A 22,449-nucleotide genomic window follows, 5' to 3' on the forward strand; every position below is an offset into this window, starting at 1 on the left:
TTTGCGCCGCGGCAACACCTGATCGCGCAGTCGTTTTACAATGGCGCGATGTCTACCCTCAACTATTTGCAGCATTATCCCGCCGCCTTGCTCGGCCAGGTGCAGGCGCTGCTGGATTCCGGCCAGCTGGGCGCCTGGCTGGCGCGCAAGTATCCGGAAAGCCACGATGTGCAGACGGACAAGGCGCTGTATCAGTACGTGTCCGAGATCAAGCTGCGTTATCTGAAGAACGCCGCCTTGCCGGCCAAGGTGAGGTACGACAGCCAGCAGCACCCGGTCAAGGGCACGCTGGGCACCAATACCTTTGTGTCGCGGGTGCAGGGCGGCAAGCTGAAGACCAAGAACGAAATCCGCGTCGCCGCGCTGTTTCGCGACGCGCCCTTGCCCTTCCTGCGCATGATCGTGGTGCATGAGCTGGCCCACCTGAAGGAGAAGGACCACAATAAGGCCTTCTACCAGCTGTGCTGCCACATGGAACCGGACTACCACCAGCTGGAGTTCGACATGCGGGTGTGGCTGACCTGGAGAGAAAGCCAGACGGCCTGATCTGCGTTTCCCGCATTGACAACAGCCCGGCTTTGCCGGGCTGTTCGCGTTGAGGGGCGGGTTATTTCTTGGTGATGAGCTGATCAAACACGCCGCCGTCGGCGAAGTGTTTGTGCTGGGCGCCGCGCCAATCGCCGAAAGTGTCTTTCAGCGTGAACAGCTTGACCTTGGGGAACTGGCCCGCGTATTGCGCGGCGATCTTGGCGTCGCGCGGCCGGTAGTAGTTCTGCGCGGCGATGGTCTGTCCCTGCGGGGTGTACAGGAACTTCAGATAGGCTTCGGCCAACTTGCGATTGCCTTTCTTGTCGGCCACCTTGTCCACCACCGCCACCGGCGGTTCGGCCAGGATGGACAGCGAAGGGGTGACGATGTCGAATTTGTCCGGACCCAGTTCCTTCACTGCCAGCACCGCCTCGTTTTCCCAGGCCAGCAACACGTCGCCCAAGCCGCGCTGGGCGAAGGTCAGCGTCGCGCCGCGCGCGCCGGTGTCCAGCACCGGCACATGCTTGTACAGTTCGCCGACATAGGCGCGGGCCTTGGCCTCGTTGCCGCCGGGCTGCTTCAGCGCGTAGCCCCAGGCCGCCAGATAATTCCAGCGCGCGCCGCCGGAGGTTTTGGGATTGGGCGTGATCACCTGGATGCCGGGCTTGATCAGATCGCCCCAGTCGCGGATGCCCTTGGGGTTGCCCTTGCGCACCAGGAACACGATGGTGGAGGTGTAGGGCGAGCTATTGTCCGGCAGCCGGCTTTGCCAGTTCTTGGGCAGCAGGCCCTGGTCCGCCAGCACGTCGATGTCGTAGGCCAGCGCCAGCGTGGCCACATCGGCTTCCAGGCCGTGCTGGATGGCCAGCGATTGCTTGCCGGAGCCGCCGTGCGATTGCTTGATGGCGACGTCGCCGCCCTGTTTCTTCCATTGCTCGGCGAAAGCCTTGTTGACGTCCTGATACAGCTCGCGGGTGGGGTCGTAAGAAACGTTGAGCAGCTCGGCGGCCAGCAGCGGCGCGGCGGCGCCGAACAGGGCGAGAGACAGCAGGGCGTGGCGGAAGGTATGACGTGGCATGGCGGTGTCCTGAGGAGGCAAGCGATGAATGCATCTAATCAGAAATGTTTTAGCGCCAGAAGTGATTGTTTTTTATCTTTAAATTCCAAATAAGTCTATGTAATGGCGCGATCTTTTAGAGGAATCGGGAATAAGTTTCTCGTTCAATATCATTTCCAAGAATATCAAAGTCATTCTACAGTGCGAGTTCCCCCTTTGAGGAGCTGAGCGATGGAACCTTCGCTGGCGGATTTCGACTTGATCATTCAGCCCGGCTGGCGCAACTCCGGCCCGCGGCACTGGCAAAGCCATTGGCAACGCCGCTTGAACGCCGCGCGGGTGGAGGTGGGCGATTGGGACGCGCCGCAGCTGGATGACTGGCTGCGGGGTTTGGATCAGGCGCTGGATCGGACGCGCAAGCCGGTCATCGTCATCGCCCACAGCCTGGGTTGCGTGGCGGTGGCGCATTACGCCCAGCGCCATCCGCGGCGGATCGCCGGCGCCTTGCTGGTGGCGCCGGCGGACGTGGAGCGGCCCTTCGTGCCGCGCGAGCTGATGGGCTTTGCGCCGACGCCGCGCCAAGCCCTGCCGTTTCCCGCCAGAATGGTGGCGAGCAGCAATGATCCCTTCTGCAAGACCCCGCGCGCGGCGCGGCTGGCCGGTTACTGGCGCGCGCCCATCGCCTGGCTGCGCCAGGCCGGCCACATCAATGTGGAGTCCGGCCACGGGCAGTGGGAGGAGGGCTGGCTGCAGCTGGATTTGCTGGCGCAAAGGGTGAGGGCCAGCTTGAACCAGGCGGCTTGAGAAGCGGTTGACTGTCTGCCGCCTTGCGGCGGGCGATAGCGGGCTCGCCTATCCGCGGCTTCGGCCGCAAGGCCTTGCATCGCCCTGGCTCGGCGGCGCCGAGTCCGGTTTCGTAGCGGGGTCGGCGTGATCTAAACTGGGGTGACACGCATCTAACCATCCTGGGTGGCCATGAGATCGAGCCGATTCCTTGCCTGTTGCTGGCTGTCCCTGGCCGGAGCCGTTTACGCCGCGCCCTTGAGCCGCATCGGCATCTCCGTGGGAGCGCTGGACAACCCTTTCTACCAGATCGTCGCGCGCGGCGCGCTGAACGAGGCGCGCGCGGCCAATCCCAATGCGCAAGTCACCACCCTGTCCGCCAATTTCAGCCTGGAGCGTCAGGAGGAACAAGTGCGGCAGCTGCTGCGCCAGCAGGTGGAGCTGATCCTGCTGGTGGCCGCGGACAGCAAGGCGGTGGCGCCGCTGGTGCGGCTGGCGCATCAGGCCGGGGTGCGGGTGGTGGCGGTGGACGTGGACGCGCCCGGCGCCGACGGCACGGTCAAATCGGACAATGTCCAGGCCGGCGCGCTGGCTTGCCGTTATCTGGCGGAGCGGATGCGCGGCCGCGGCGCGCTGGTGATTCAGAGCGGTCCGCCGGTGTCTTCGGTCTGGGACCGGGTGGCCGGCTGTCGCCGCAGTCTGGCCGCTTTTCCCAAGATCCGGCTGCTCAGCCACCAGGAAAGCGGCTTGGCGTCCAGCTGGGGCGGCAAGCGGCTGATGGAGCGGCATCTGCGGCGCTACCCGGAGATCAACGGCGTGTTCGCCAGCAACGACCGCCAGGCGCTGGGGGCGGAGCAGGCGGTGAGGGAGGCGGGGCGCAAGGAGGTGATGATAGCCGGCGTGGACGGTTCACCGGACATCGAGAAGGCGCTGCGCGGCGATAGCCAGATCGTGGCGTCCTCCAGCCAGGCCCCGTACGCCATCGGCGTGGAGGCGGTGAAGCTGGGCCGTCAATTGCTGGACAATCCCAAAGCCAAGCCGCGCACGGTGACGGTGCCGGTGCAGCTGATCACCCGCGCCAATATCGGCGCCTATCAGGGTTGGCAGAGTCAGCTGCCGCCGGCGCCCGCGGCGGCGCGCTAGGAGACGGCTCCCGGTCTTTTTTGACCTGCGGCGGCGGCGGTGTCACACTGCCGGTGTTTCCGCGTCGGCCTGGCCGACGCCAGCTGTTTCCAACTCAAGCCAAAGGATTCCACATGTTCGCATCACGCCCGCTCAAAGCCGGCCTGGCCGCCCTGGCGCTGACTTTGCCGCTGCTGGCGCACGCCGACGCCGCCCAGGACGCCGCCGTCAAAGAGTTGTCCGCCACGCTGAACCTGAACAATATGCTGCCGGAGCTGGCGCAGCGCACCACCGCCAGCGCCATGCCGCTGCTGCAGGAATACTTCGTCAAGAACAAGATCAAGCTGAGCGAAGCCCAGCAGAAAAAAGCGCAGGAAGGCTTCAAGACCTACGGCGAGAACGTGCACAAGCTGGCCAGCGATTACTTCGGTTCCAGCGCGGCCAAGCAGCAGTTCGAACAGACCGTGGCCAAGGCCTACAGCGCTCAGTTCAGCGCCGACGAACTCAAGCAGATCAACGTGTTCTACAAGACCGCCGCCGGTCAGAAACTGCTGAAGCAGCAGCCGCAGATCATCAACACCATCGCCGGCGATACGCTGAAGGCCGCCGAGCCGGTGCTGCTGCCCAAGATGCGCGCCGCCGCGGAAAGCTTCGGCAAGAGCGTCGCCAAGAAATAAGCGAAGACGCGTAGTGCGATCCAAGCCGCCCAAGGGCGGCTTTTTGCTTGTCCGCGCGCCAGCTTGGTGCCGCGGCGCACCATTCCGGTTCAGTTCAGCATCAGGCTGAGCCGGCGCGCGGTATCCACCGCGGCCTCCGCTTGGCTGGATTCTTCCTGCCATACCCAGACATTGTGGGTCGGGTCCAGCGCCTCGACCAGCCACAGGCGGCCGCCGCCGCCCAGCGCCACCTGGCGCGCGCGCACCGGCCGGCGATAATTGAACATCACCACCTCGCTGGCGGCGGCGGGCGTTTGGCGCGAAAACAGTTTCATGGCGGGCCTCGCGGCGGGAGTGGACGATGCCTGCGACGCTGCAAGACTCGTGCCAACGCCTGGACGGCGCAGCGGCTATAACGTGTTTATCGACACGGATTATGTCATTCAAATGATCAGATCGGGCTTGTTGTTATGGTTGCTGGCCGGACTGGCGGCGGGCGCCGCCGCCGCGCCGCCGCGCCAGGTGGTGGTCTTGGTCGACAACGGCTATCCGCCGTATTCCTACGAGAAGGACGGCCGGGCGGAGGGCGTTTACAACGAGGTGCTGCGCGCGGCCTCGCAGCGTTTGAGCGACTATCGCATCGATCTGCGGCCGGTGCCGTGGAAGCGCGGCCTGTCCGAGCTGGAAGCCGGCCGCGCGCCGGCGCTGTCGCCGCCATATTACCGGCCGGAGCGCGACTACATGGGATATTCGGCGCCGTTCTGGCAGGAGCAGCTGGCGGTGTATTGCCGGGCGGAGATCATGCGCGCGCCGCGTCCGCACTGGCCGGCAGACTTTGTGGGCCTGCGCTTCGGCAACAACGCCGGTTTCCGTCCCGGCGGCAAGGCGTTCTGGCTGGCGGTGCAGCGCGGCGACATCCAGCTGGACGAGGCGCCGGACACCCAGGGCAATCTGCTGAAGCTGATCAATGGCCGCACCGACTGTTATTTGAACGACAAGCTGTCCATTCTCTACGTGCTGGAGCGCTTGCAGCGGCGCGGCGCGATCAGCCCGGAGCAGCGCGGCGAACTGGTGGCGGCGGCCAGCCTGAACGGCGAGCAGGCCTATGTCGGCTTCACCAAGCACGGCCAGCAGCGTTTTCCCTATCTGGACGATTTCATCCGGCAGCTGAACGCCGTCTTGGAGCAGATGAAGCGCGAGGGGCGGATTGCCGCCATTGTGGAGCAGACGCTGCGCGCCGCGCCGCCGTAGCCGCGGTTCACCGCCGCGTCCGGCCGCCGGTTTTGACAGCCGCGACGGCCGGTTTTAGCATGGCTCGGTTGCCTAAGGGAAAGCAAGCATGGAAAACCGCAAACTGGCGGTATTGATCGACGCGGACAACGCGCAGTCGGCGCTGATCGCCGAATTGCTGGCCGAGGTGGCCAAATACGGCACCGCCGTGGTCAAGCGCGCCTACGGCGACTGGACCACCAGCCAGCTGAAGGGCTGGAAGGAAGTGCTGCACCAGTACGCGATTTCGCCGATCCAGCAGTTCGCCTACACCAAGGGCAAGAATTCCACCGACTCCGCGCTGATCATAGACGCGATGGACCTGCTCTACACCGGCAATTTCGACGGCTTCTGCCTGGTGTCCTCCGACAGCGATTTCACCCGGCTGGCCACCCGGCTGCGCGAATCCGGGCTGATGGTGATCGGCCTGGGCGAACAGTCCAAGACGCCGCGGCCCTTCATCGCCGCCTGCGACAAATTCGTGTTCACCGAGATTCTGCGGCCGGAGCCGGCGGCGGCCAAGAGCGCGGTCGACAAGCCCAAGACGCGCAGCGCGCGCAGCCGCGCCAAACCGCAGCCGGAGAAGGAGCGCCATCCGCTGCAGGACATGTTCACCAATGCGATCGAGGCGGTGTCGCGCGACAGCGGCTGGGCCGAGCTGTCGGTGGTGGGCACTTATCTGGCCAAGAACGACCCCTCGTTCGACCCGCGGGTTTACGGTCATTCCCGGCTGTCGCAGATGGTGAAAAAGCTGGACTTCCTGACGGTGCAGGAAAGCCGCAACGGCTCCAAACTGCATTGCGAGATCCGGCTCAAACAGGACGGGGAATCCGTGCTCGCGGCGCCCGTGATAACGCCGCCCGCGGCGGAGCCGACGCCGGAGACGCCGGTGCGCAAGAAGCGCAGCCCGCGCAAAAAGCCGGCTGCTGCCGGCTGAACCGGCTGCTGGTACACTGTTTGCATTCCTAAAGAACGTGTTTACGATCTCGCGAGCTAAGGCGAGCTAAGGCGAGACAAGGCGAGACAAGGCGAGACAAGGCGAGACAAGGCGAGACAAGGCGAGACAAGGCGAAAACAGCTGAGAAAGCGGAATGTACAGGTGGTATATGAGCATTTCGAAGTTGGTTTCAACGCGGTATCGCCGACGCGCAGCAGATCGTAAATAGGTTCTAAGGATCCGCGTCGGCGTCCGTGCCCGCGATCCAAACAACAAGCCACATCAGCAAGGGACAGAACATGATTATCCGCGACGCCACGCTGGAAGACCTGGCGGCGATACTCGATATCTACAACGAGGTCATCGCCACCACCACCGCCATCTACAACGACGATCCGCTGTCCGCCGGCGAGTTCGCCGTCTGGTTCCAGGACCGCACCGCCGCCGGTTATCCGGTGCTGTTGGCCGAGGAAAACGGCAAGATCCTGGGCTTTTCCAGCTTTGGCGATTTCCGCGTCAAGCCGGGCTACCGCTTCACCGTGGAACACAGCGTGCATCTGTCCGCCGACGCGCGCGGCAAGGGCATAGGCACCGCCTTGGTGCAAGCTCTGTTCCCGCGCGCCAAGGCGCTGGGCAAACACACCATGGTGGGCGCGGTGGACGCCGCCAACGCGGGCTCTATCCGCTTCCATGAAAAATTGGGTTTCCAGCAGGTGGGCATGCTGCCGCAGGTGGGGTTCAAGTTCGGCCGCTGGCTGGACCTGGTGTTCTTGCAGCGCTTCATCGACGGCGCCAGCGAGGGTCCGGCGGCGTCCTGAGCCTGAAATGAGAAGCGCCGCAGATGACTGCGGCGCTTGCTCGTGCTTTTTACCACTGTCGAACGCAGTGTTTTCTTGATATTTCTCTATTCACCCTTGTACGACTTAGCGCACCTCTGCAACGATATCCCTACTGAACACCTTTTCGCAATACTTGCATTTCATTTTTGTGTCGCGCGCCTGGGGTTTGACGTAGAAAAAGCTGGTCACCGGCTCATTGTGCGAGACGCAATTGGAGTTGGGGCAGGAGAAGATGCCTTCGATGGTGTCCGGCAGCGCCAGCTTGTGTTTCTTCACCACTTCGAAATTGTCGATCACGTTGACGGTGGCCTGCGGCGCGAACAGCGCCAGCTCGTTGGCCTGCTCCTCCGATAGTGCGATGTTCTCCACCTTGATGATGTCCTTGGCGCCCATGTGGCGGCTGGACAGGTTCAGGCCCACGGTGACGCGCTCGCCGGTTTCGCTGAGCTTGAACAGGCGCAGGATGATCAGGCCCTGGCCGGCCGGGATGTGGTCGATGACGGTGCCTTGCTTCAGCGCTTCTACGGTGCGGGTGTATTGCATGATGGTTTCCTTTTCCTGAATCAGACGGTCTCGTTCAACACCAGCGACAGCAGCGCCTGGCGCGCGTAGACCCCGTTCTTGGCCTGTTCGAAGTAATAAGCGTGCGGCGTGGCGTCCACGCTGGTTTCGATCTCGTCGACGCGCGGCAGCGGGTGCAGAATCTTCATATTGGTGCGGGCGCTGTGCAGCATGTCGGCGCGCAGCACGAACTTGCCCTGGATTTTCTTGAACTCGGCCTCGTCGAAGCGCTCGCGCTGCACCCGGGTCATGTACAGCACGTCCACTTGCGGGATCACGTCGTCCAGGCTGCCGACCACGGTGTACTGAATGCCTTTTTCGTCCAGCTCTTCGCAGATGTAGTCCGGCATCGCCAACTGCTCCGGCGACACGAAGTAGAAGCGCGCGCCGAACAGCGACAGCGCCTGGGTCAACGAATGCACGGTGCGGCCGTATTTGAGGTCGCCGACGAAGGCGACGGTGAGGTTTTCCAGCGTGCCCTGGGTTTCGCGGATGGTGAACAGGTCCAGCAGGGTTTGGGTCGGGTGCTGGTTGGAGCCGTCGCCGCCGTTGATGATGGGCACCTCGGAGAATTCGCTGGCCAGCCGCGCCGCGCCTTCCTTGGGATGGCGCATCACCACCGCGTCGGTGTAGGACGCGATGATCTTGATCGAATCCGCCAGGGTTTCGCCCTTTTTGGCGCTGGTGTTGCCGCCGTCGGCGAAGCCGATGACGCTGCCGCCCAGCCGTTGCACCGCGGTCTCGAAGGACAGCCGGGTGCGGGTGGACGGTTCGAAGAAACAGCTGCCCACCAGCTTGTCCTTCAGCAGGTCGTTGCGCGGCTGTTGTTTCAGGCGGGCTGCCGTGGCCACCACCAGCTCCAGTTCCTCGCGGCTGAAGTCCGGTATGGAAATGATGTGTTTGCGGTAGAGGGGGTTGGCCATGGTCGCGTCCTTTCAATATTGGCTTTATGAGTCGCGGGTAAAAAAAAAGCCCCTGGCATCAGGAGCTTGTTTTATTACTGCGTCGGGGTCCGGGAACGGCAAGGCCTCGCGCCAACGCCAGATCGCCGCCGTGGCGGGCGGTGCGTCGTGCGGGAAGCGTCGTTGCGTGGTTCATTGCCTATGGTCCGAACAAAACTGCGGGATTGTAATCCCAATTCCGGATCGGCGGTAAGACCCGTGTCGCATTTATCGAAATTGATGGCAGAAAAGGGACACTTCCGCGCGCGCAGCAGACTATGAACAGATCCTCAGCGCAGCGCGTATTTGATCCCCAGGCCCAGAAAGCAGACGCCTAGCAGGCGGTTGAGCAGCTGGCGGCCGCCGGGGGCGAACGCGCGGCGGCGCAGATGGCCGGCCAGCCACACCAGCAGCGCCAGATAGAGCATATTGATCAGGCAGAACACCGCGGCCAGCAGCGCGAAGCCGGCCGGGCCGGCGCGGCCGGCATCCAGGAATTGCGGGAAGAAAGCCATGAAGAACAGGATGGCCTTGGGGTTGGCCAGGGTGATCAACAGCGAGCGGCGGAAGCAGGCGCCGGCGCTGCGCGGCGTCGGCGCGGCCACGGCGGCGGCTCCGCCGCCGCGGCGGAACAACAGTTTCGCGCCCAGCCAGGCCAGATAGAGCGCGCCGGCGTAGCGCAGCAGCTCGAACCAGCCGGGATGGGCGGCCAGCAGCGCCGCCACGCCGCCGCCGGCCAGCGCGATCAGGATCAGATCGCCGGCCAGCAGCCCGGCCTGGGCCGCGTAGCCGGCGCGCAGTCCGCCGCTGCCGAGCGCGCCGAGGATGGACAGGGTGCCGGCTCCCGGCGTGACCACCAGCAGCAGCGAGGCGGCGACAAACGGCCACCAGTCGATTTCAATCATCGGGCTTTTCCTTTCGTCGTCCGGCGGCTCAGGTGCGGAAATCGCCCACCAGCGCTTCCAGCCGCGCCGACAGTTCGCGCAGATGGCCGACCGAGGCGGCCACCTGGCGCACCACGTCGCTATTGCTTTGCGCCATGCTGCTGATGCGCTCCACGTTCTGGGCGATCTCCAGGCTGGCCGCGGATTGCTCGCGGGTGGAGGAGGCGATGTCGACGATGCTGCCCACCAGGCCGTGGCTGCGGTCCAGCACGGTCTGCATCGCCTGGTTGGCGTCTTCGGCGATGGAGACGCTGTTGCCCACCAGCTGGCTGCTCTTTTGCACATCGCTGACCGCGTCGCGGGTTTCCTGGCCGATGGCGTTGACGATGCGGCTGATCTCCACCGTGGCCTCGGCGGTGCGGCCGGCCAGATTGCGCACCTCGTCCGCCACCACGGCGAAGCCGCGACCCATCTCGCCGGCGCGCGCGGCTTCGATCGCCGCGTTCAGCGCCAACAGATTGGTCTGGTCGGCGATGTCCTTGATCACGTTGACGATGGTGCTGACTTCGGCCGAACGCGCGCCCAGGCCGTTCACCCGTTCCGCCAGCGCGTGCATATTGTCGGTCATGCGGCGGATTTCGGCGGTGACCTGGTTGACGGTGGCGACGCTCTGTTCGGTCAGGCTGCCGGTCTCCCGCGCGGTGCTTTCCGCCAGCTGCGCGGTGTTGGCGATGTGCTGCACGCTGACGGTCACTTCCTCCACGCCGGCCGCGGTGGCGCTGGCCGCGTCCGATTGCGAGGCGGAGGCGCTTTCCACCTGGCGCGCGGACTCCTGCAAGGACACCGCGGCGGCGGTGACCGCCTGGCTCTGCTCGCGCACTTCCACGAACATGTCGCGCAGGCTGGCGATGAAGCGGTTGAAGGCGTCGGCGGTGCGGCCGATTTCGTCGCGGTTGCGGATCGGGATGCGGATGGTCAGGTCGCCCTTGCCGGAGGCCAGTTGTTCCATGGTGGCGGCCAGGTGGTTCAGCGGCCGGGTCAGCGCGCGCACCACGCCGGCCAGCACCAGCAGGATCAGCGCCAGCGCCACCGCGCCTATCAGCACCGCGGTCAGGCTTTGCCGGCGCGCGTCGGCGGTGATGGCGGCGGTGGGGATGCTGACGCCCAGCGTCCAGAACTGGCCGGTATTGGCCACTTTCACCGGGTGGAAGAAGTGGGTGAAGCCGCCGGCCTCGTAGACGAAGTCCTCGCCCTGCTTGATCTTGCCCAGATAGGGCGTCAGCGGGCTGTCCTTGGGCGCCGGCTTGCCCAGCAGGCCGGCTTCCGGATTCACCACGTAGAGGCCGCCTTCGGACAGCATGCTGACGTAGCCGGTTTCATACAGCCGGATCTGGCCGAATTTCTTTTGCAGGTCGTCCAGCGCGATGTCGGTGGCCGACACGCCCAGCATTTTGCCGGCGGCGTCCTTGATCACCACGGCCAGCGAGCTTTCCAGGATCTTGCGGTTCTGCACTTCGTAGGGGTAGGGCTCGGTGATGGTGTCGCGGCCGCGCTGCTTGGGCACGTAGTAGAAATCGCCCCAGCCCGGTTTTTCGTAGTCGGGCTGATAGCTTTCCGGGTGCTCCTTGAACTTGGGGAATTCCTTGACCCGGTCCGCCGACATCATCACGTCCATCTGCGCCTTGCCCTTGTCGTTCTTGGTGACGTAGGGCTGGTAGCGGCCGGTGGGGTCGTGGCGCGGCCAGTCCATGCGGAAGCCGTTGTCGTTGCCGTCGAAGGCGTTGGGCTCCCACAGCATCCACAGGCCCACCGATTGCGGCGCGTTGTCCAGCATCTGCTGTATCGTGTTGTCGGTGTGCTTGCGGTCCGGGTGGGCGACGCGCTGTATGCCCTGCACCGCGTCGGCCAGGTGGCGCGGCAGGGTGAAGTTGCGCGCGAAGTCGCTTTCCGCGTCCTTGGCGTAGCTGCTGGCCTGTTCCGAGGCCAGCTTGTAGCCCTGGTCCACCGCCGAGCTGTAGCTCTGCCAGGCGATCAGGCCGATCATGACGGCGAAGCCGACGGCGATGGCGGCGGCGGCCACCAGGATGATGCGGGTGCTCAGGCGGCCCCATTTCTGCTGTTCCATTCTTCTTTCCCCAATACCTTGCGAAGCTTGTTATAGGGCGGTCTGCCGCGGCAGCGCGCGAGCGGAGGCGAAGCCCGGCGTCTTGCCCTTATTTATAGACATTAAAGCCAGAGGCTCGCGCCGGTCCATGCCGATGCGTTAAAAGCGGGCCGCCGCGCGGCGGAACGTGGGGAGCGCGCCACAAGGGCCGCGGCGGCAATATTTACAGCCGCGTGACAAGCGACGGCGCGCCGCGTTATCTAGCAGGCTTTGCGCGAGCTTGACGGTGAATTCGCATGTCATGCGAGGCCGCTAATTTGGCCGCCGGGCTAATGGTATACCTTGCAAATGCCGATAGCGGAGTTGATGCTGAAGAAAGGCGCGCCCAAGCGGCATCGGGCGGGCCGGTCCATTTGCGCCGGCGATATCGGCCGGCGAGGTCCCGGTGACAGGGTGGCGGAGACGCATGCGCGCGGCCGGCGGCACAGGCGCGCGGCGGGATAAAGAGCACAGAATGATCAAGTGCATAGAAGTGGCCGATCTTAAGGTGGGCATGTACATCCACGACTTGAACTGCGATTGGATGTCGCACCCCTTTTTGCTTAAGCGTTTTCTGGTCAAGGACGAGGAAGAGATCCGCAAGATTGCCGACTCCGGCATTCACGAGGTGTACATAGACACGCGCAAGGGGATGGACTTGCCCTCCGCGCCCACCGCCACCGAGGTGAAGAAGCAGCTGGAGGAGCAGATCCGCGAGTTCGGCAGCAACGAGACCATCCTGGAGCGGCAGGTGGAGGCCGGCGCCGAGTTCGGCCGCGCCCAGCTGATCCACAGCGAAGCCAACCAGATCATCCAGGGCATTCTCAAGGACGTGCGCCTGGGCAAGCAGGTGGAGCTGGAGATGGTGGAGCCTTCGGTGAGCAAGATGACCTCGTCCATCCTGCGCAACGGCGGCGCGCTGCTGTCGCTGTGCCGGATCAAGGACAAGGACAATTACACCTTCCAGCATTCGGTCAGCGTCGGCGCCTTGATGGTCAGCTTCTGCAACGCGATGGGGATGAGCAAGGAGGTGATTCATCACGCCGGCATCGGCGGCATGCTGCACGATATCGGCAAGATGAAGATTCCGGACCGCATCCTCAACAAGCCGGGCAAGTTGACCGAGCAGGAGTTCTCGGTGATGAAGTGCCATGTGGTGGAGAGCAAGCAGATCCTGCTGCAAACCACCGGCATTTCCGAAACCGCGGTGCTGGTGGCGGCCCAGCACCATGAGCGCCACGACGGCAGCGGCTATCCGGCCGGGCTCAAGGGCGAGGAGATCTCACAACTGGGGCAGATGGCGGCCATCGTCGACGTCTACGACGCGCTGACTTCGGACCGTTGCTACCACAAGGGCATGGCGCCCACCGACGCCTTGCGCAAGATCTACGAGTGGTCCAAGTTCCACTTCAATCCGCAGCTGGTGCAGGCTTTCATGCGCAGCATAGGCATTTATCCGATCGGCACCCTGGTGCGCTTGGAGAGCGGCCGGCTGGGCGTGGTGGTGGAGCAGAACGAGAGCAATCTGATCTCGCCCAAGGTGAAGGTGTTCTTCAGCACCAAGAGCAATGTCTACATCCCGCCTGAGATGGTGGACTTGTCGCGAGGCATGGGCTTCGGCGGCGGCGACCGCATCGTCAAGCATGAGTCGCCGGACAAGTGGAAGATAGATCCGCTGCGTTTCCTATAGCGGGGCGGAGCGCCCCGCGCCGCTCAGGCTAGCGGTAATCCCCCCACACGGTCTGTATCGCCGCCACCGCGGCCAGCGCCGCGGTTTCGGTGCGCAGGATGCGCGGCCCCAACTTCAGCGGCGTCCAGCCGGCGTCCAGCGCCGCGGCCTCTTCGCGGGCTGAGTAGCCGCCCTCCGGCCCGGCCATCAGCCAGGCGCGCGCGGGCGCGGCGGCGATGTCGGCCAGGCGCTGGGTGCCCGCCGGCGACAAAATCAGCCGCGCGTCGGCGGCCGGCGGCTGTTTCAGCCATTGCTCCAGCGACAGGATGGGCAATACTTGAGGAATGGCGTTGCGGCCGCTTTGCTCGCAGGCGGAAATCACGATCTCCTGCCAGCGCGCCACGCGCTTGTCGGCGCGCTCGCCGGACAGCTTGACGATGGAGCGTTCCGCGGCGATGGGCTGAAACGCGGACACGCCCATCTCCACGCCTTTTTGCAGGGTGAACTCCATTTTGTCGCCGCCGGAAATGGCCTGGGCCAGGCCCAGCCAGATCGGCGTTTCACGTGAAACCTCGTCGAAGCCTTCGATGCGGCAGTGGGCGTCGCGTTTCATCACCGCGTCCAGCGTGGCGGAATACTCGCCGCCGCGGCCGTTGAACAGGGTGACGGCGTCGCCGGCATTGAGCCTCAGCACCTGGACATGGCGCACCACGGTGTCGGGCAAGGCCAGCGTTTGGCCGACGCTAAGGTCGGCGTCAATGTAAAACCTGGGCATGACGTATTGAAAGTCGCTGTTGATACCGGTATTTTGCTTTGTTTGCTGCGATTGCAGCAAATGGGATTGCAGCGGCCTTGGGGGAAAACGAATGCAGGTGCTGGAACAGGTGATGCAGGTGCTCAGGGAAGTGGCGCGCGACGAGGTGATGCCGCGCTTTTTGCGCGTGGGCAAAAGCCGCAAGGACGACGGCACGCTGTTCACCGAGGCCGACATGGCTTGCCAGCAGGCGCTGCAGGCCGCTTTGCCGCGCATTCTGCCTCACCCGGTGCTGGGCGAGGAGATGGAATTGGCCGAGCAAGACCGGCTGTGGGCGGAAAACCAGGACGGCCTGTGGGTGGTGGACCCGATAGACGGCACCACCAACTTCGTCAACGGCCTGCCGTATTTCGCCATCTCCGTCGGCCTGATGGTGGGCGGCAAGAGCCGCTTGGGCGTGATCTACAACCCGGTGTCCCAGGAAATGTTCTACGCCAGCCGCGGCGAGGGCGCTTATCTGAACGGCCAGCGCCTGCCCTTGAAAACCGTGGTCAACACCATGTGCGACGCCATCGCCAGCGTGGAGGTCAAATACCTGCGCTCCGGCAAGCTGGCCGCGCGCATCGGCAGCACCTGCCCCTGCGGCAGCCTGCGCAATCTGGGCTCCAGCACGCTGGACTGGTGTTATCTGGCGGCCGGCCGCTACGATCTTTATCTGCACGGCGGCCAGCGGCTGTGGGATTACGCCGCCGGCGCGGTGATCCTGGAAGAGGCCGGCGGTCAGATCGCCAGCCTCAACAGCGACGACTACTGGAGCGACGTGATCTGGAAGCGCTCCGCCATCGCCGCGCTGAATCCGGAGCTGTTCTCCCAATGGCACCGCTGGGTGCGCGCCAACCAATAGCCCGGCTTCAGCCGCGGAACATGAAATAGACCGCGCCCACCAGGCACAGCCCGGCCCAGACGTAATCCCAGCGGAAGGGCTGGTTCATGTAAAACACCGCGAACGGTATGAATACCGACAGCGATATCACTTCCTGAATGATCTTCAGCTGCGACAAGCTCATCGCGCCGTAGCCTATGCGGTTGGCCGGCACCTGCAGCAAATACTCGAACAAGGCGATGCCCCAGCTGGCCAGCGCGGCCAGCCACCAGGGCTTGGACGACATGTCCTTCAGGTGGGCGTACCAGGCGAAGGTCATGAACACATTGGACAACACCAGCAACAGCGGCGTCAGCAGATAGGGCGAGAGATTCATGATGCGCGCTCAGCGGCCGGCGTTCCAGTTGGCGACGGCTTCTTTCTTGTTGTCGGCCTGAGCGCCGATGGCGCCGCAGTTGCCGTTGTCCGGATAGCGGCTGCATTGCACCCAGAAGCGGCGGGAGCCGGCCTTGACCAGCAGGGCGGGCGCGCCGCATTTGGGGCAGGGCTTGAGGACGGTTTGCGGGGCTTGGTTCATGGCGGGATGTCCGGCTAAAACCGGCATCTTACCGCAAGACGCCGCGCCGCAAAGCCGGCCGCCGCGCGCGGGCGGCGGCCGAAGGACGGGAGCGGCGCTCGCCGTCCCCGCGCGGGCGCGTCTTGGCTTAAGGGACGCTGCGCAGTTTTGTTAGCGGCTTTTAGCGGCGCGCCTTCAGCGCCGCCGCGGCCGAAACCGCCGGATCCGCCGCCTTGACGAAGTTGGCGACGTAGCCGCCCAACAGCTTATGGGTGTGGGTGGTGGGGTGCAGCACGTCCCAGAACACGAAGGCGTCCGGATTGCCGCATTCCGCGCGCGGTTTCTGCTCCCAGATATAGGGCAGGCTGGCGTTGCCGGCGATGTCCAGGCAGGACTGGGTGGCGTTGCTGACCTGGTACTTGGCCGGGTTGTCGAGCAAGTCGTCGAACAGGGTGTTGCTGTCGAACAGGTTCAGCTTCAGCGTGCTGCCGTACTTCTGTTGCAATTGCGTCACCAGCAGCGCCAGTTTTGCGTTGTAATCGCGCACCTGTGGCGCCAGCGCGGCGGCCTTGCCGCTGGCCTGGGCCGCCGGAGTGCGGGCCAGATTGGGCAGGTTCAGCACCACGATGTGGCGCGCGCCGGCGGTGATGACGCGTTCCAGCGCCTTGCCCTGGTCGGCGATCACCTGGTCCACGGTGCGGCCGTAGTTGAGCAGATCGTTGCCGCCTATCAGCATGGTGAACAGGGTGTTTTCCGGCCGATAGTTGGCGGCCTTCTGCATGTATTGCGACCACGATTCCACCTGCTGCAGCAAGCCCGGCACCACCAGGTGCTGATCGCCGGCGGAGCCGCCGATCGCCCAGTTGTAGATCGGCAGCTTCAACTGCTCGGCCAGATACTCCACCCACACCCGGTCATTGCTGAAGCGGCCGATGAACCAGCTCTTGGCGTTGGGCAGCCGCCATTGCGAGGCGCCGTACATGTTCTGAGTGTCGGACAGGCTGTCGCCGAACACGATCAGCTTGTTGACGCGCGCCGGCTGGCTGGCGCTGTCCTGGCTCCAGATGGTGTGGTTGTAGGACATCTGGTTGTTGGCGGCGGCGTACAGCGCCACCGGGCGGTTGACGCCCTTGGCCGCCAGCGTTTTCTGGCAGACCCCGGCCAGGGTGTCCTGGGCCACGTCGCTGTAGAACATGTTCTTCAGCGCGACGATGCTGCCGGACCACCAGTAGCCGTTGACGCGGTAGTAGTCGCCGCTGCTGGGGTCCAGCGCCCAGTGGTAGCTGGTTTGCGGCTTGCCGGCGTTCATGTCCAGCCGGTAATAGCAGCGCAGATAGGTGTAGGTGGCGGCTCCCATCGCCACGGCCGGCTTGGCCGCCGCGGCCTTGACCTGGGCTTCGCTGAGCGGCCCGCCCGGAGACAGATAGTCCAATTGCGGGTCCAGCTGGGCATGGGCCTGGCTGGCGGCGAACAGGCCGGCGGCGGCCAGCAGGCCGCGTAGCAGTTGAGGTTTCATAGCGACTTTCCCGATACGTGATTTGAGTCAAGCTGTCTGTTGTATGCCGTCTAGCGCGGCCGTTGCGGCGTGGTGCCGTATCGGGATATTTAAGTATTTACAGGTGAAAATAAACGGTAATTTTAAGTTATGCGTAAAAATGCCATATGGCTTAAACGCTGTGGTTTTTCATGCGAAAACGCCCGCGGAAGGCGGGCGTTCACTGGGATTGGATGTGACGGCGGCAGCTAGGGCGGGGGCCTAAGCCGTCAAGAGCACAGATCAGACGCTGAGCGCGACGATCTTCAACGGATGCTTGCCGTCCGGGCTGGGGAAGTCCGCGTCCGGGGCGATCCATTCCGCCGAGCGCACTTCGCGGCCGGCCTTGGCCGCGCTGCGCTTGAGCGCTTCCAGCCAGTCGTCGCCGTCCACCTGCGCGACGTTGTTGCAGCAGATCAGCGTGCCGCCGGGCGCGGTGGCCAGCAGCGCCGGCTTGAACAGCGCCTGGTAGTCGTTGATCAGGTCCACCACGCCGAAGGGGCTCTTGGAGTAGCGCGGCGGATCCAGGAACACCAGGTCGAACTGGCGAGCTTCCAGTTTGGGGAAGGGCGGCATTTTCTTGCCGCGCACGCGCTCCGGCTGGCCGATGCCGGACAGCTGGCGGATGGCGGCGAACACATCGCTCTGCACGCAGCGCGGCCGGGTGGCCAGCAGGTTGAGCTTGGCGTTGGCGCGGCCCACGCTGAGGCTGGATTCGGCGAAGTCCACGTTCATCACGAAGCTGGCGCCGGCCTTGGCCGCGGCCACGCCGACGCCGCAGGTGTAGGCGAACAGATTGAGCACGCTCTTGCCGGCGGCCAGCTGCATCACGCGGCGGCGCGCGGCGCGCAAATCCAGGAACAGCCACGGGTCCTGGCCCTTGTGGCGGGCGCGGTAGTGGTAGTTGACGCCCAGTTCGCGGATGGTGTGGTCGGCTTCGGCTTCGGCCTGTTGTTCCAGCGTCAGCGCGTTGCCGATGCGGGAGTTGCCGGCGCTGCGGTCGTTGTAGAGCAGCGGCAGGCCGGGATGGCTGGCCTGGTAGTGGGCGTGGATCGCAGCCAGTTCGTCCTCGCTCAGCGGCTGGTGGAAGGTCTGGGCCAGCAGCTGCTCGCCGTAGCGGTCCACGGTCAGGCCGGGCGCGCCTTCCACGCTGCCGTGGAACAGGCGGTAACAATTGGTGTCTTCGGCTTGCAGCCGGGCGATCAGTTCTGCGCGCGCGGCTTCGGCGCTCTGCAGCAATGGGGTCAGGGAGGACATCGGGGGCCTTCGCTTGCGGTTCCGGGCCGGCTCGCTGCTTGAGGGCGGGCGCGCCGGAAAATCCTTCATTGTATGCCTTGCCGCAGCCGCGCTCAAATGCGCGTCCGGAAAAGCCCTTGCAAAACAACAGGCCGCCGGTGAGCGGCCTGTCGGGGAAGGGCTGGGTCGCTTGCTTGATTCAATCGATTTTAGAACCGGTCCTCAGCGTCGCGGCAGGGCGGCCAGGCCGGCGGAGCCGTTCAGGAAGCCGTACACCTCGTCCGCCAGCACTTTGTGGGTGCGGGTGGTGGGGTGCAAGGTGTCCCAGAACACGAAGCTGTCCGGATTCACGCAGTTGGCGCGCGGGCTCTGGGCGCTCAGGTAGTTGGTGCTGGAGTCCGCGTTGATGTTGAGGCAGGACTGGGTGACGTTGTTGAACTGGTAGGCGGCGGGGTTGCCCAGCACCTTGTTGAACAGCGCGTAGCTGTCGAACACGTTCAGCTTGAGGCCGCTGCCGTATTTGAGGCGCAGCTGGGCGGCCAGCGCGTTCAGGCGCTGGTTGTAGTCGCGCACCTGGACGGCCACCTGGGCCGCGCCGGACTTGAACTGGAACACCGGCGCCCGCGACACGTCGGGCAGATTGAGCACCAGGATGTTGCGCGCGCCGGCGTCTATCAGGCTGGTCAGCGCCTGGCTCTGGCCGCTGATCACCTTGTCCACCGAGTTGTTGTAGTTCACGAAATCGTTGCCGCCGATCAGCATGGTGAACAGCGTGGTGGCCGGATCGTAGTCGCGGGCCTGCTTCATGTAGTCCTTCCACGACTGCACCTGTTGCAGCACGCCGGGGATCACCAGCTTTTGCGTGTCCACGCCGGCGCCGCCTATCGCCCAGTTGTACACCGGCAGCTGCAGGCGGCCGGCCAGGTACTCCACCCACACCTGGCCGTTGCTGAAGTGGCCGAGGAACCAGCTGTTGCGGTTGGGCAGCGTCCACATCGAGGCGTTGTAGACGTTCTGGTTGTCCGACAGGCTGTCGCCGAAGGCGACGATCTTGTTGACGGCGGAGCCTTGGCCGGCCTTGTCGTTGGTCCACACCGTGTAGTTGAACGACAGCTGGTTGTCGGCGGCGAACACCATCGCCGGGTTCTGCTGGATGCCCTTCTTCTGCAAGGTGCCGCGGCACACCGATTGCAGCGTGCTTTGCGCCACGTCGGTGTAATACATGTTCTTCCAGTCCAAGGCGCTGCTGGACCACCAATAGCCGTTCAGGCGGTAGTAGTCGCCGCTGCTGGGGTCCAGGCCCCACACGTAGTCGGTGGTGGGCTTGGCGGCGTCGCCGCCGGTGCGGTAATAGCAGCGCAGATAGGTGTAGGTGGCCGGGCCGGGCACCGACATCAGCTCGACATTGGCGTCGCCGCGCGCGGCGCGGCTCTGCGGCGCCGGCGGAGCCGTCTTCAGCAGCTGCTCGCGGCTCAGCGGGCCGGACGAGGACAGCACATGGCTGTAGCGCGGGTCGGGCTGGATGGGTTCGGCGGCGGCGGCGTGGGCCAGGGGGCTCAGGGCAAGGCCCAGCAATAGCAGCGATTTCATTGTTGTCTCCTCGTGTGGAGCGCCGTCAGGCGACGGCGCGAACGCATGGACCGGCGCCGCTGGCGGCGCGCAATCCGCGTGCCGCCTAGGCTAGCCAAGAAAAATGAAAATTTCATGCAAATGGAATTATTGCTCTATTTCCAAGCGTTTGACTGTCGTATTGCTGCCAGCGCAGCAAAGCCGCATTGATATGCCATATTGAAATCATTCGGCCTGAGTCGCCGCCGGAGCGCTTGCAGATATCGCTCTCGCGGCCGGGCTTCATCGGCATGCGGGGACGGAAATGCGACAAGCGCGGGAGCTGCTGAAAACGCTGTATACGATGGCGATGATGGTGGAGGCGCGCGATGCCTATACCGGCGGGCACTTATGGCGGGTATCGCGCTTGAGCTACGCGCTGGCCGATGATCTTGGCCTGCCGCAGTCCGAGGTGGAGCGCATCGCGCTGGGCGGCTTTTTGCATGATCTGGGCAAGGTGGGCGTGCCGGACGCGGTGTTGAACAAGCCGGACAAACTCAGCGACGCCGAGTACGAGGTGATCAAGACCCATCCCCGGGTGGGGGCGGACTTGCTCAGCGATCACCCGCTGGCGGAGCTGGCGCTGGACGCGGTGCTGCGCCACCACGAAACGCCGGACGGCCGCGGCTATCCGCAGGGGCTGAGGGACAAGGAGATACCGCTGGCGGCGCGCATCGTCGGCATCGCCGACGCCTTCGACGCGATGACCAGCACCCGGCCGTATCGGCGGGGCATGCCCAAGGAGCGCGCGCTGGCCATCGTACGGGAGAATCTGGGCACCCAGTTCGACCGCGAACTGGGCGAGCGCTTCATCCTGCTGGGCGAGGCCGGCCGGTTCGATCACGTGATCGGCCACAGCGAGCCGGGCATTCCGCTGCAATGCTGTCAGGGCTGCGGTCCCATCATCGCGGTGCCGCGCGGCATGGCCGACGGCGAGGAGATCTTCTGTCCCAGCTGCGCCGGCGGCTATAGGCTGACGCGACGCGGGCCGCATCTGGAGCTGGCGCCGTCCGGCCACTCCAATCCGGCGCTGGCGCGCCAGCCGCGGGCCGACCCGGGGCTGATCGACGATCTGCTGTTGGGCGCCGAGCAATTGTTGCAAACGCGCAAACCCAGCCTGCTCGAGCGCCTGTTTGGTTGAAGGAGCGCCGGCGCGGTCCGACGGGAATAACAGCGAGGCCATGCGCGCTTGTACGCTTGCGTGGCAATACCAATGGTATAAGCTGGCTGAGAGCCTGTTCCAAGCCCGTAGGGGCAAAACCGTTTTCCCGGCGGTTTTCGCTTGGCCTCGCTGCTGCTCGCTGGGCTTTGAACCGGTTTAAGTCCGCAACGGACCGCTCGCCGTGCGCTTGGCGCCGCGGCGGCCCGCGCCCGGCCGTCCCCTTTCTCTCGCTGCGCCCGCGCGCCGTCCGTCACGCCTGGGCCGATAGGAGCTTGCATGCATCAGCTCGATCCCGCTCTGGCCGTCTGGCTGGAAGAATACAACCGCGAACTGGCCGAGTTGGTGGCCAAAGGCTACAAGGCGACGTCGATAGGCGCGCGCGAAGCGCTGGCCAATCTGACCCGACAGCTGGTGACGCCGGGACCGGACATCGCCTGGGTCAACGACGACCTGGTGCCCGGCCGCGATTTCACCGTGCCGGTGCGCGTCTATCACCCGGATCCGAAGCGAGCGCTGCCGGTGCTGGCGTTCTTCCACGGCGGCGGGCACATGGTGGGCAGCGTCAGCGTTTACGATCCGATCTGCCGGCGCTTGGCCGCCGCCAGCCAGCACGTGGTGGTGGCCGCCGACTACCGCTTGGCGCCGGAAAGCCCGTACCCGGCCGGCTTGCAGGACGCCGCCGTCGTGGCCAAGGGCTTGTGGCAGGCGCTGGACGCGCGCGGGCTGCCCTATCTGCGCCAGCTGTCGCTGGCCGGGGATTCCGCCGGCGGCGCGCTGACGTCCAGCCTCAGCGCTTTGGGGCAGTACGACGCTTCGCTGCGGATCAAGCGCCAGGTGCTGATCTATCCCAGCGTCGACTACACCTTGAGCCAGCCGTCGGTGGACGAGAACGGCGAAGGCTATCTGCTGACCAAGGCGCGGGTGGCCTGGTATTTCGATAACTACTTCCAGCACGCGGAGAACCGCCTGCAGGCCTCGCCGCTGCATGGCGGATTCAGCCGCAAGCTGTCGCCGACCATGCTGGTGTCGGCCGGCTTCGATCCGCTGCGCGACGAGGCCTTTCTTTACGCCGACAAGCTGCGAGCGGCGGAGGTGGAGGCGGAGCATTTGCATCTGGACGGCATGGTGCACGCCTTCCTCAATCTGGAGGCCATCGTGCCGGACGTCTGCCGCATGGTGTATCAGCGCATCGCTGCCTTCCTCAATCGCTAGCGCGCGCCGCCGGAAAGCAGAACCGCCGCCGGGTAGACCGGGCGGCGGTTTTTTTGCGTCGCATTAATGCCGTTGTACTGACGGACGTCGCTTATGGCGCGGCGCGCGTCGTCAG

The 22,449-nt window shown here is 64.8% G+C and carries 23 protein-coding genes; 11 read left to right on the top strand and 12 right to left on the bottom strand.

Annotated features, from left to right (window positions below; translation table 11 throughout):
• The first annotated feature begins 48 nt into the window (after nt 1-48).
• Complete coding sequence (locus QUG03_RS00820; protein ID WP_488905245.1) at nt 49-546, top strand: M48 metallopeptidase family protein; 498 nt, start codon at nt 49-51, stop codon at nt 544-546.
• Nucleotides 547-607: 61 nt separating this feature from the next.
• On the opposite strand, the gene QUG03_RS00825 is transcribed toward QUG03_RS00820, so the two are convergent.
• Nucleotides 608-1,606, bottom strand: coding sequence for a sulfate ABC transporter substrate-binding protein (locus QUG03_RS00825; protein ID WP_235085634.1), 999 nt, complete (start codon nt 1,604-1,606; stop codon nt 608-610).
• A 210-nt stretch (nt 1,607-1,816) separates the two neighbouring features.
• Here QUG03_RS00825 and QUG03_RS00830 point away from each other — a divergent pair, with 210 nt between their 5' ends.
• The 3 genes from QUG03_RS00830 to QUG03_RS00840 all read left to right on the top strand — a co-directional run bounded on the left by QUG03_RS00830 (nt 1,817) and on the right by QUG03_RS00840 (nt 4,167).
• On the top strand, nt 1,817-2,389 hold the full coding sequence (locus QUG03_RS00830) for an RBBP9/YdeN family alpha/beta hydrolase (protein ID WP_107801277.1): 573 nt from the start codon (nt 1,817-1,819) through the stop codon (nt 2,387-2,389).
• A gap of 171 nt (nt 2,390-2,560) precedes the next feature.
• Nucleotides 2,561-3,511 carry a substrate-binding domain-containing protein gene (locus tag QUG03_RS00835; RefSeq protein ID WP_235085637.1) on the top strand — a complete coding sequence of 317 codons (951 nt, stop codon included), beginning with the start codon at nt 2,561-2,563 and terminating at the stop codon, nt 3,509-3,511.
• A gap of 113 nt (nt 3,512-3,624) precedes the next feature.
• Nucleotides 3,625-4,167, top strand: coding sequence for a DUF2059 domain-containing protein (locus QUG03_RS00840; protein WP_107801275.1), 543 nt, complete (start codon nt 3,625-3,627; stop codon nt 4,165-4,167).
• Nucleotides 4,168-4,256: 89 nt separating this feature from the next.
• Here QUG03_RS00840 and QUG03_RS00845 read toward each other — a convergent pair whose 3' ends face one another.
• A complete protein-coding gene (locus QUG03_RS00845) occupies nt 4,257-4,481 on the bottom strand; it encodes a hypothetical protein (RefSeq protein ID WP_107801274.1) in 225 nt (74 codons plus the stop codon).
• A 127-nt stretch (nt 4,482-4,608) separates the two neighbouring features.
• On the opposite strand from QUG03_RS00845, the gene QUG03_RS00850 reads away from it, so the two are divergent.
• From QUG03_RS00850 to QUG03_RS00860, 3 genes are all read left to right on the top strand, one after another.
• A complete protein-coding gene (locus QUG03_RS00850; protein WP_227105821.1) occupies nt 4,609-5,397 on the top strand; it encodes a substrate-binding periplasmic protein in 789 nt (262 codons plus the stop codon).
• Nucleotides 5,398-5,485: 88 nt separating this feature from the next.
• Nucleotides 5,486-6,352: an NYN domain-containing protein gene (locus QUG03_RS00855; RefSeq protein WP_500819160.1), complete on the top strand. Its 867-nt coding sequence runs from the start codon at nt 5,486-5,488 to the stop codon at nt 6,350-6,352.
• A 299-nt stretch (nt 6,353-6,651) separates the two neighbouring features.
• Nucleotides 6,652-7,170, top strand: a complete 519-nt coding sequence (locus QUG03_RS00860; protein ID WP_107801271.1) for a GNAT family N-acetyltransferase — start codon at nt 6,652-6,654, stop codon at nt 7,168-7,170.
• A gap of 105 nt (nt 7,171-7,275) precedes the next feature.
• Here the strand turns inward: QUG03_RS00860 and pyrI are convergent, their stop codons facing one another.
• The 4 genes from pyrI to QUG03_RS00880 all read right to left on the bottom strand — a co-directional run bounded on the left by pyrI (nt 7,276) and on the right by QUG03_RS00880 (nt 11,702).
• The gene (gene pyrI, locus QUG03_RS00865) at nt 7,276-7,734 is read right to left on the bottom strand and encodes an aspartate carbamoyltransferase regulatory subunit (RefSeq protein WP_107801270.1); all 459 of its coding nucleotides are present in this window, start codon (nt 7,732-7,734) and stop codon (nt 7,276-7,278) included.
• 20 nt (nt 7,735-7,754) lie between these two features.
• Nucleotides 7,755-8,675, bottom strand: a complete 921-nt coding sequence (gene pyrB / locus QUG03_RS00870; protein ID WP_500819161.1) for an aspartate carbamoyltransferase — start codon at nt 8,673-8,675, stop codon at nt 7,755-7,757.
• Between the two features lie 308 nt (nt 8,676-8,983).
• Nucleotides 8,984-9,598 carry a LysE family translocator gene (locus QUG03_RS00875; protein WP_500819162.1) on the bottom strand — a complete coding sequence of 205 codons (615 nt, stop codon included), beginning with the start codon at nt 9,596-9,598 and terminating at the stop codon, nt 8,984-8,986.
• 28 nt (nt 9,599-9,626) lie between these two features.
• Nucleotides 9,627-11,702, bottom strand: a complete 2,076-nt coding sequence (locus tag QUG03_RS00880) for a methyl-accepting chemotaxis protein (protein ID WP_048415906.1) — start codon at nt 11,700-11,702, stop codon at nt 9,627-9,629.
• 493 nt (nt 11,703-12,195) lie between these two features.
• Here QUG03_RS00880 and QUG03_RS00885 point away from each other — a divergent pair, with 493 nt between their 5' ends.
• Nucleotides 12,196-13,410, top strand: coding sequence for a cyclic di-GMP phosphodiesterase (locus QUG03_RS00885; RefSeq protein WP_500819163.1), 1,215 nt, complete (start codon nt 12,196-12,198; stop codon nt 13,408-13,410).
• Between the two features lie 28 nt (nt 13,411-13,438).
• On the opposite strand, the gene QUG03_RS00890 is transcribed toward QUG03_RS00885, so the two are convergent.
• Nucleotides 13,439-14,164 carry a 16S rRNA (uracil(1498)-N(3))-methyltransferase gene (locus QUG03_RS00890; protein ID WP_500819164.1) on the bottom strand — a complete coding sequence of 242 codons (726 nt, stop codon included), beginning with the start codon at nt 14,162-14,164 and terminating at the stop codon, nt 13,439-13,441.
• Between the two features lie 91 nt (nt 14,165-14,255).
• On the opposite strand from QUG03_RS00890, the gene QUG03_RS00895 reads away from it, so the two are divergent.
• Nucleotides 14,256-15,047, top strand: a complete 792-nt coding sequence (locus tag QUG03_RS00895; protein WP_048408466.1) for an inositol monophosphatase family protein — start codon at nt 14,256-14,258, stop codon at nt 15,045-15,047.
• Between the two features lie 7 nt (nt 15,048-15,054).
• Here the strand turns inward: QUG03_RS00895 and QUG03_RS00900 are convergent, their stop codons facing one another.
• The 5 genes from QUG03_RS00900 to QUG03_RS00920 all read right to left on the bottom strand — a co-directional run bounded on the left by QUG03_RS00900 (nt 15,055) and on the right by QUG03_RS00920 (nt 19,942).
• Entirely contained in the window at nt 15,055-15,402 is a 348-nt protein-coding gene (locus QUG03_RS00900; RefSeq protein ID WP_048415907.1) for a DMT family protein, read from the bottom strand.
• A gap of 9 nt (nt 15,403-15,411) precedes the next feature.
• Entirely contained in the window at nt 15,412-15,603 is a 192-nt protein-coding gene (locus QUG03_RS00905) for a Lar family restriction alleviation protein (protein WP_048415908.1), read from the bottom strand.
• Between the two features lie 160 nt (nt 15,604-15,763).
• Nucleotides 15,764-17,098, bottom strand: a complete 1,335-nt coding sequence (locus tag QUG03_RS00910) for an SGNH/GDSL hydrolase family protein (RefSeq protein WP_205466631.1) — start codon at nt 17,096-17,098, stop codon at nt 15,764-15,766.
• A gap of 261 nt (nt 17,099-17,359) precedes the next feature.
• Nucleotides 17,360-18,373, bottom strand: coding sequence for a class I SAM-dependent rRNA methyltransferase (locus QUG03_RS00915; RefSeq protein WP_500819165.1), 1,014 nt, complete (start codon nt 18,371-18,373; stop codon nt 17,360-17,362).
• A gap of 201 nt (nt 18,374-18,574) precedes the next feature.
• Entirely contained in the window at nt 18,575-19,942 is a 1,368-nt protein-coding gene (locus QUG03_RS00920; protein WP_500819166.1) for an SGNH/GDSL hydrolase family protein, read from the bottom strand.
• A gap of 283 nt (nt 19,943-20,225) precedes the next feature.
• Here QUG03_RS00920 and QUG03_RS00925 point away from each other — a divergent pair, with 283 nt between their 5' ends.
• Both QUG03_RS00925 and QUG03_RS00930 read left to right on the top strand, forming a co-directional pair.
• On the top strand, nt 20,226-21,101 hold the full coding sequence (locus tag QUG03_RS00925) for an HD domain-containing phosphohydrolase (RefSeq protein ID WP_205466635.1): 876 nt from the start codon (nt 20,226-20,228) through the stop codon (nt 21,099-21,101).
• A 297-nt stretch (nt 21,102-21,398) separates the two neighbouring features.
• Nucleotides 21,399-22,334, top strand: a complete 936-nt coding sequence (locus tag QUG03_RS00930) for an alpha/beta hydrolase (protein ID WP_500819167.1) — start codon at nt 21,399-21,401, stop codon at nt 22,332-22,334.
• Nucleotides 22,335-22,449 lie beyond the last annotated feature (115 nt).

It is taken from the genome of Chromobacterium sp. CCUG 30098 (assembly GCF_059916605.1).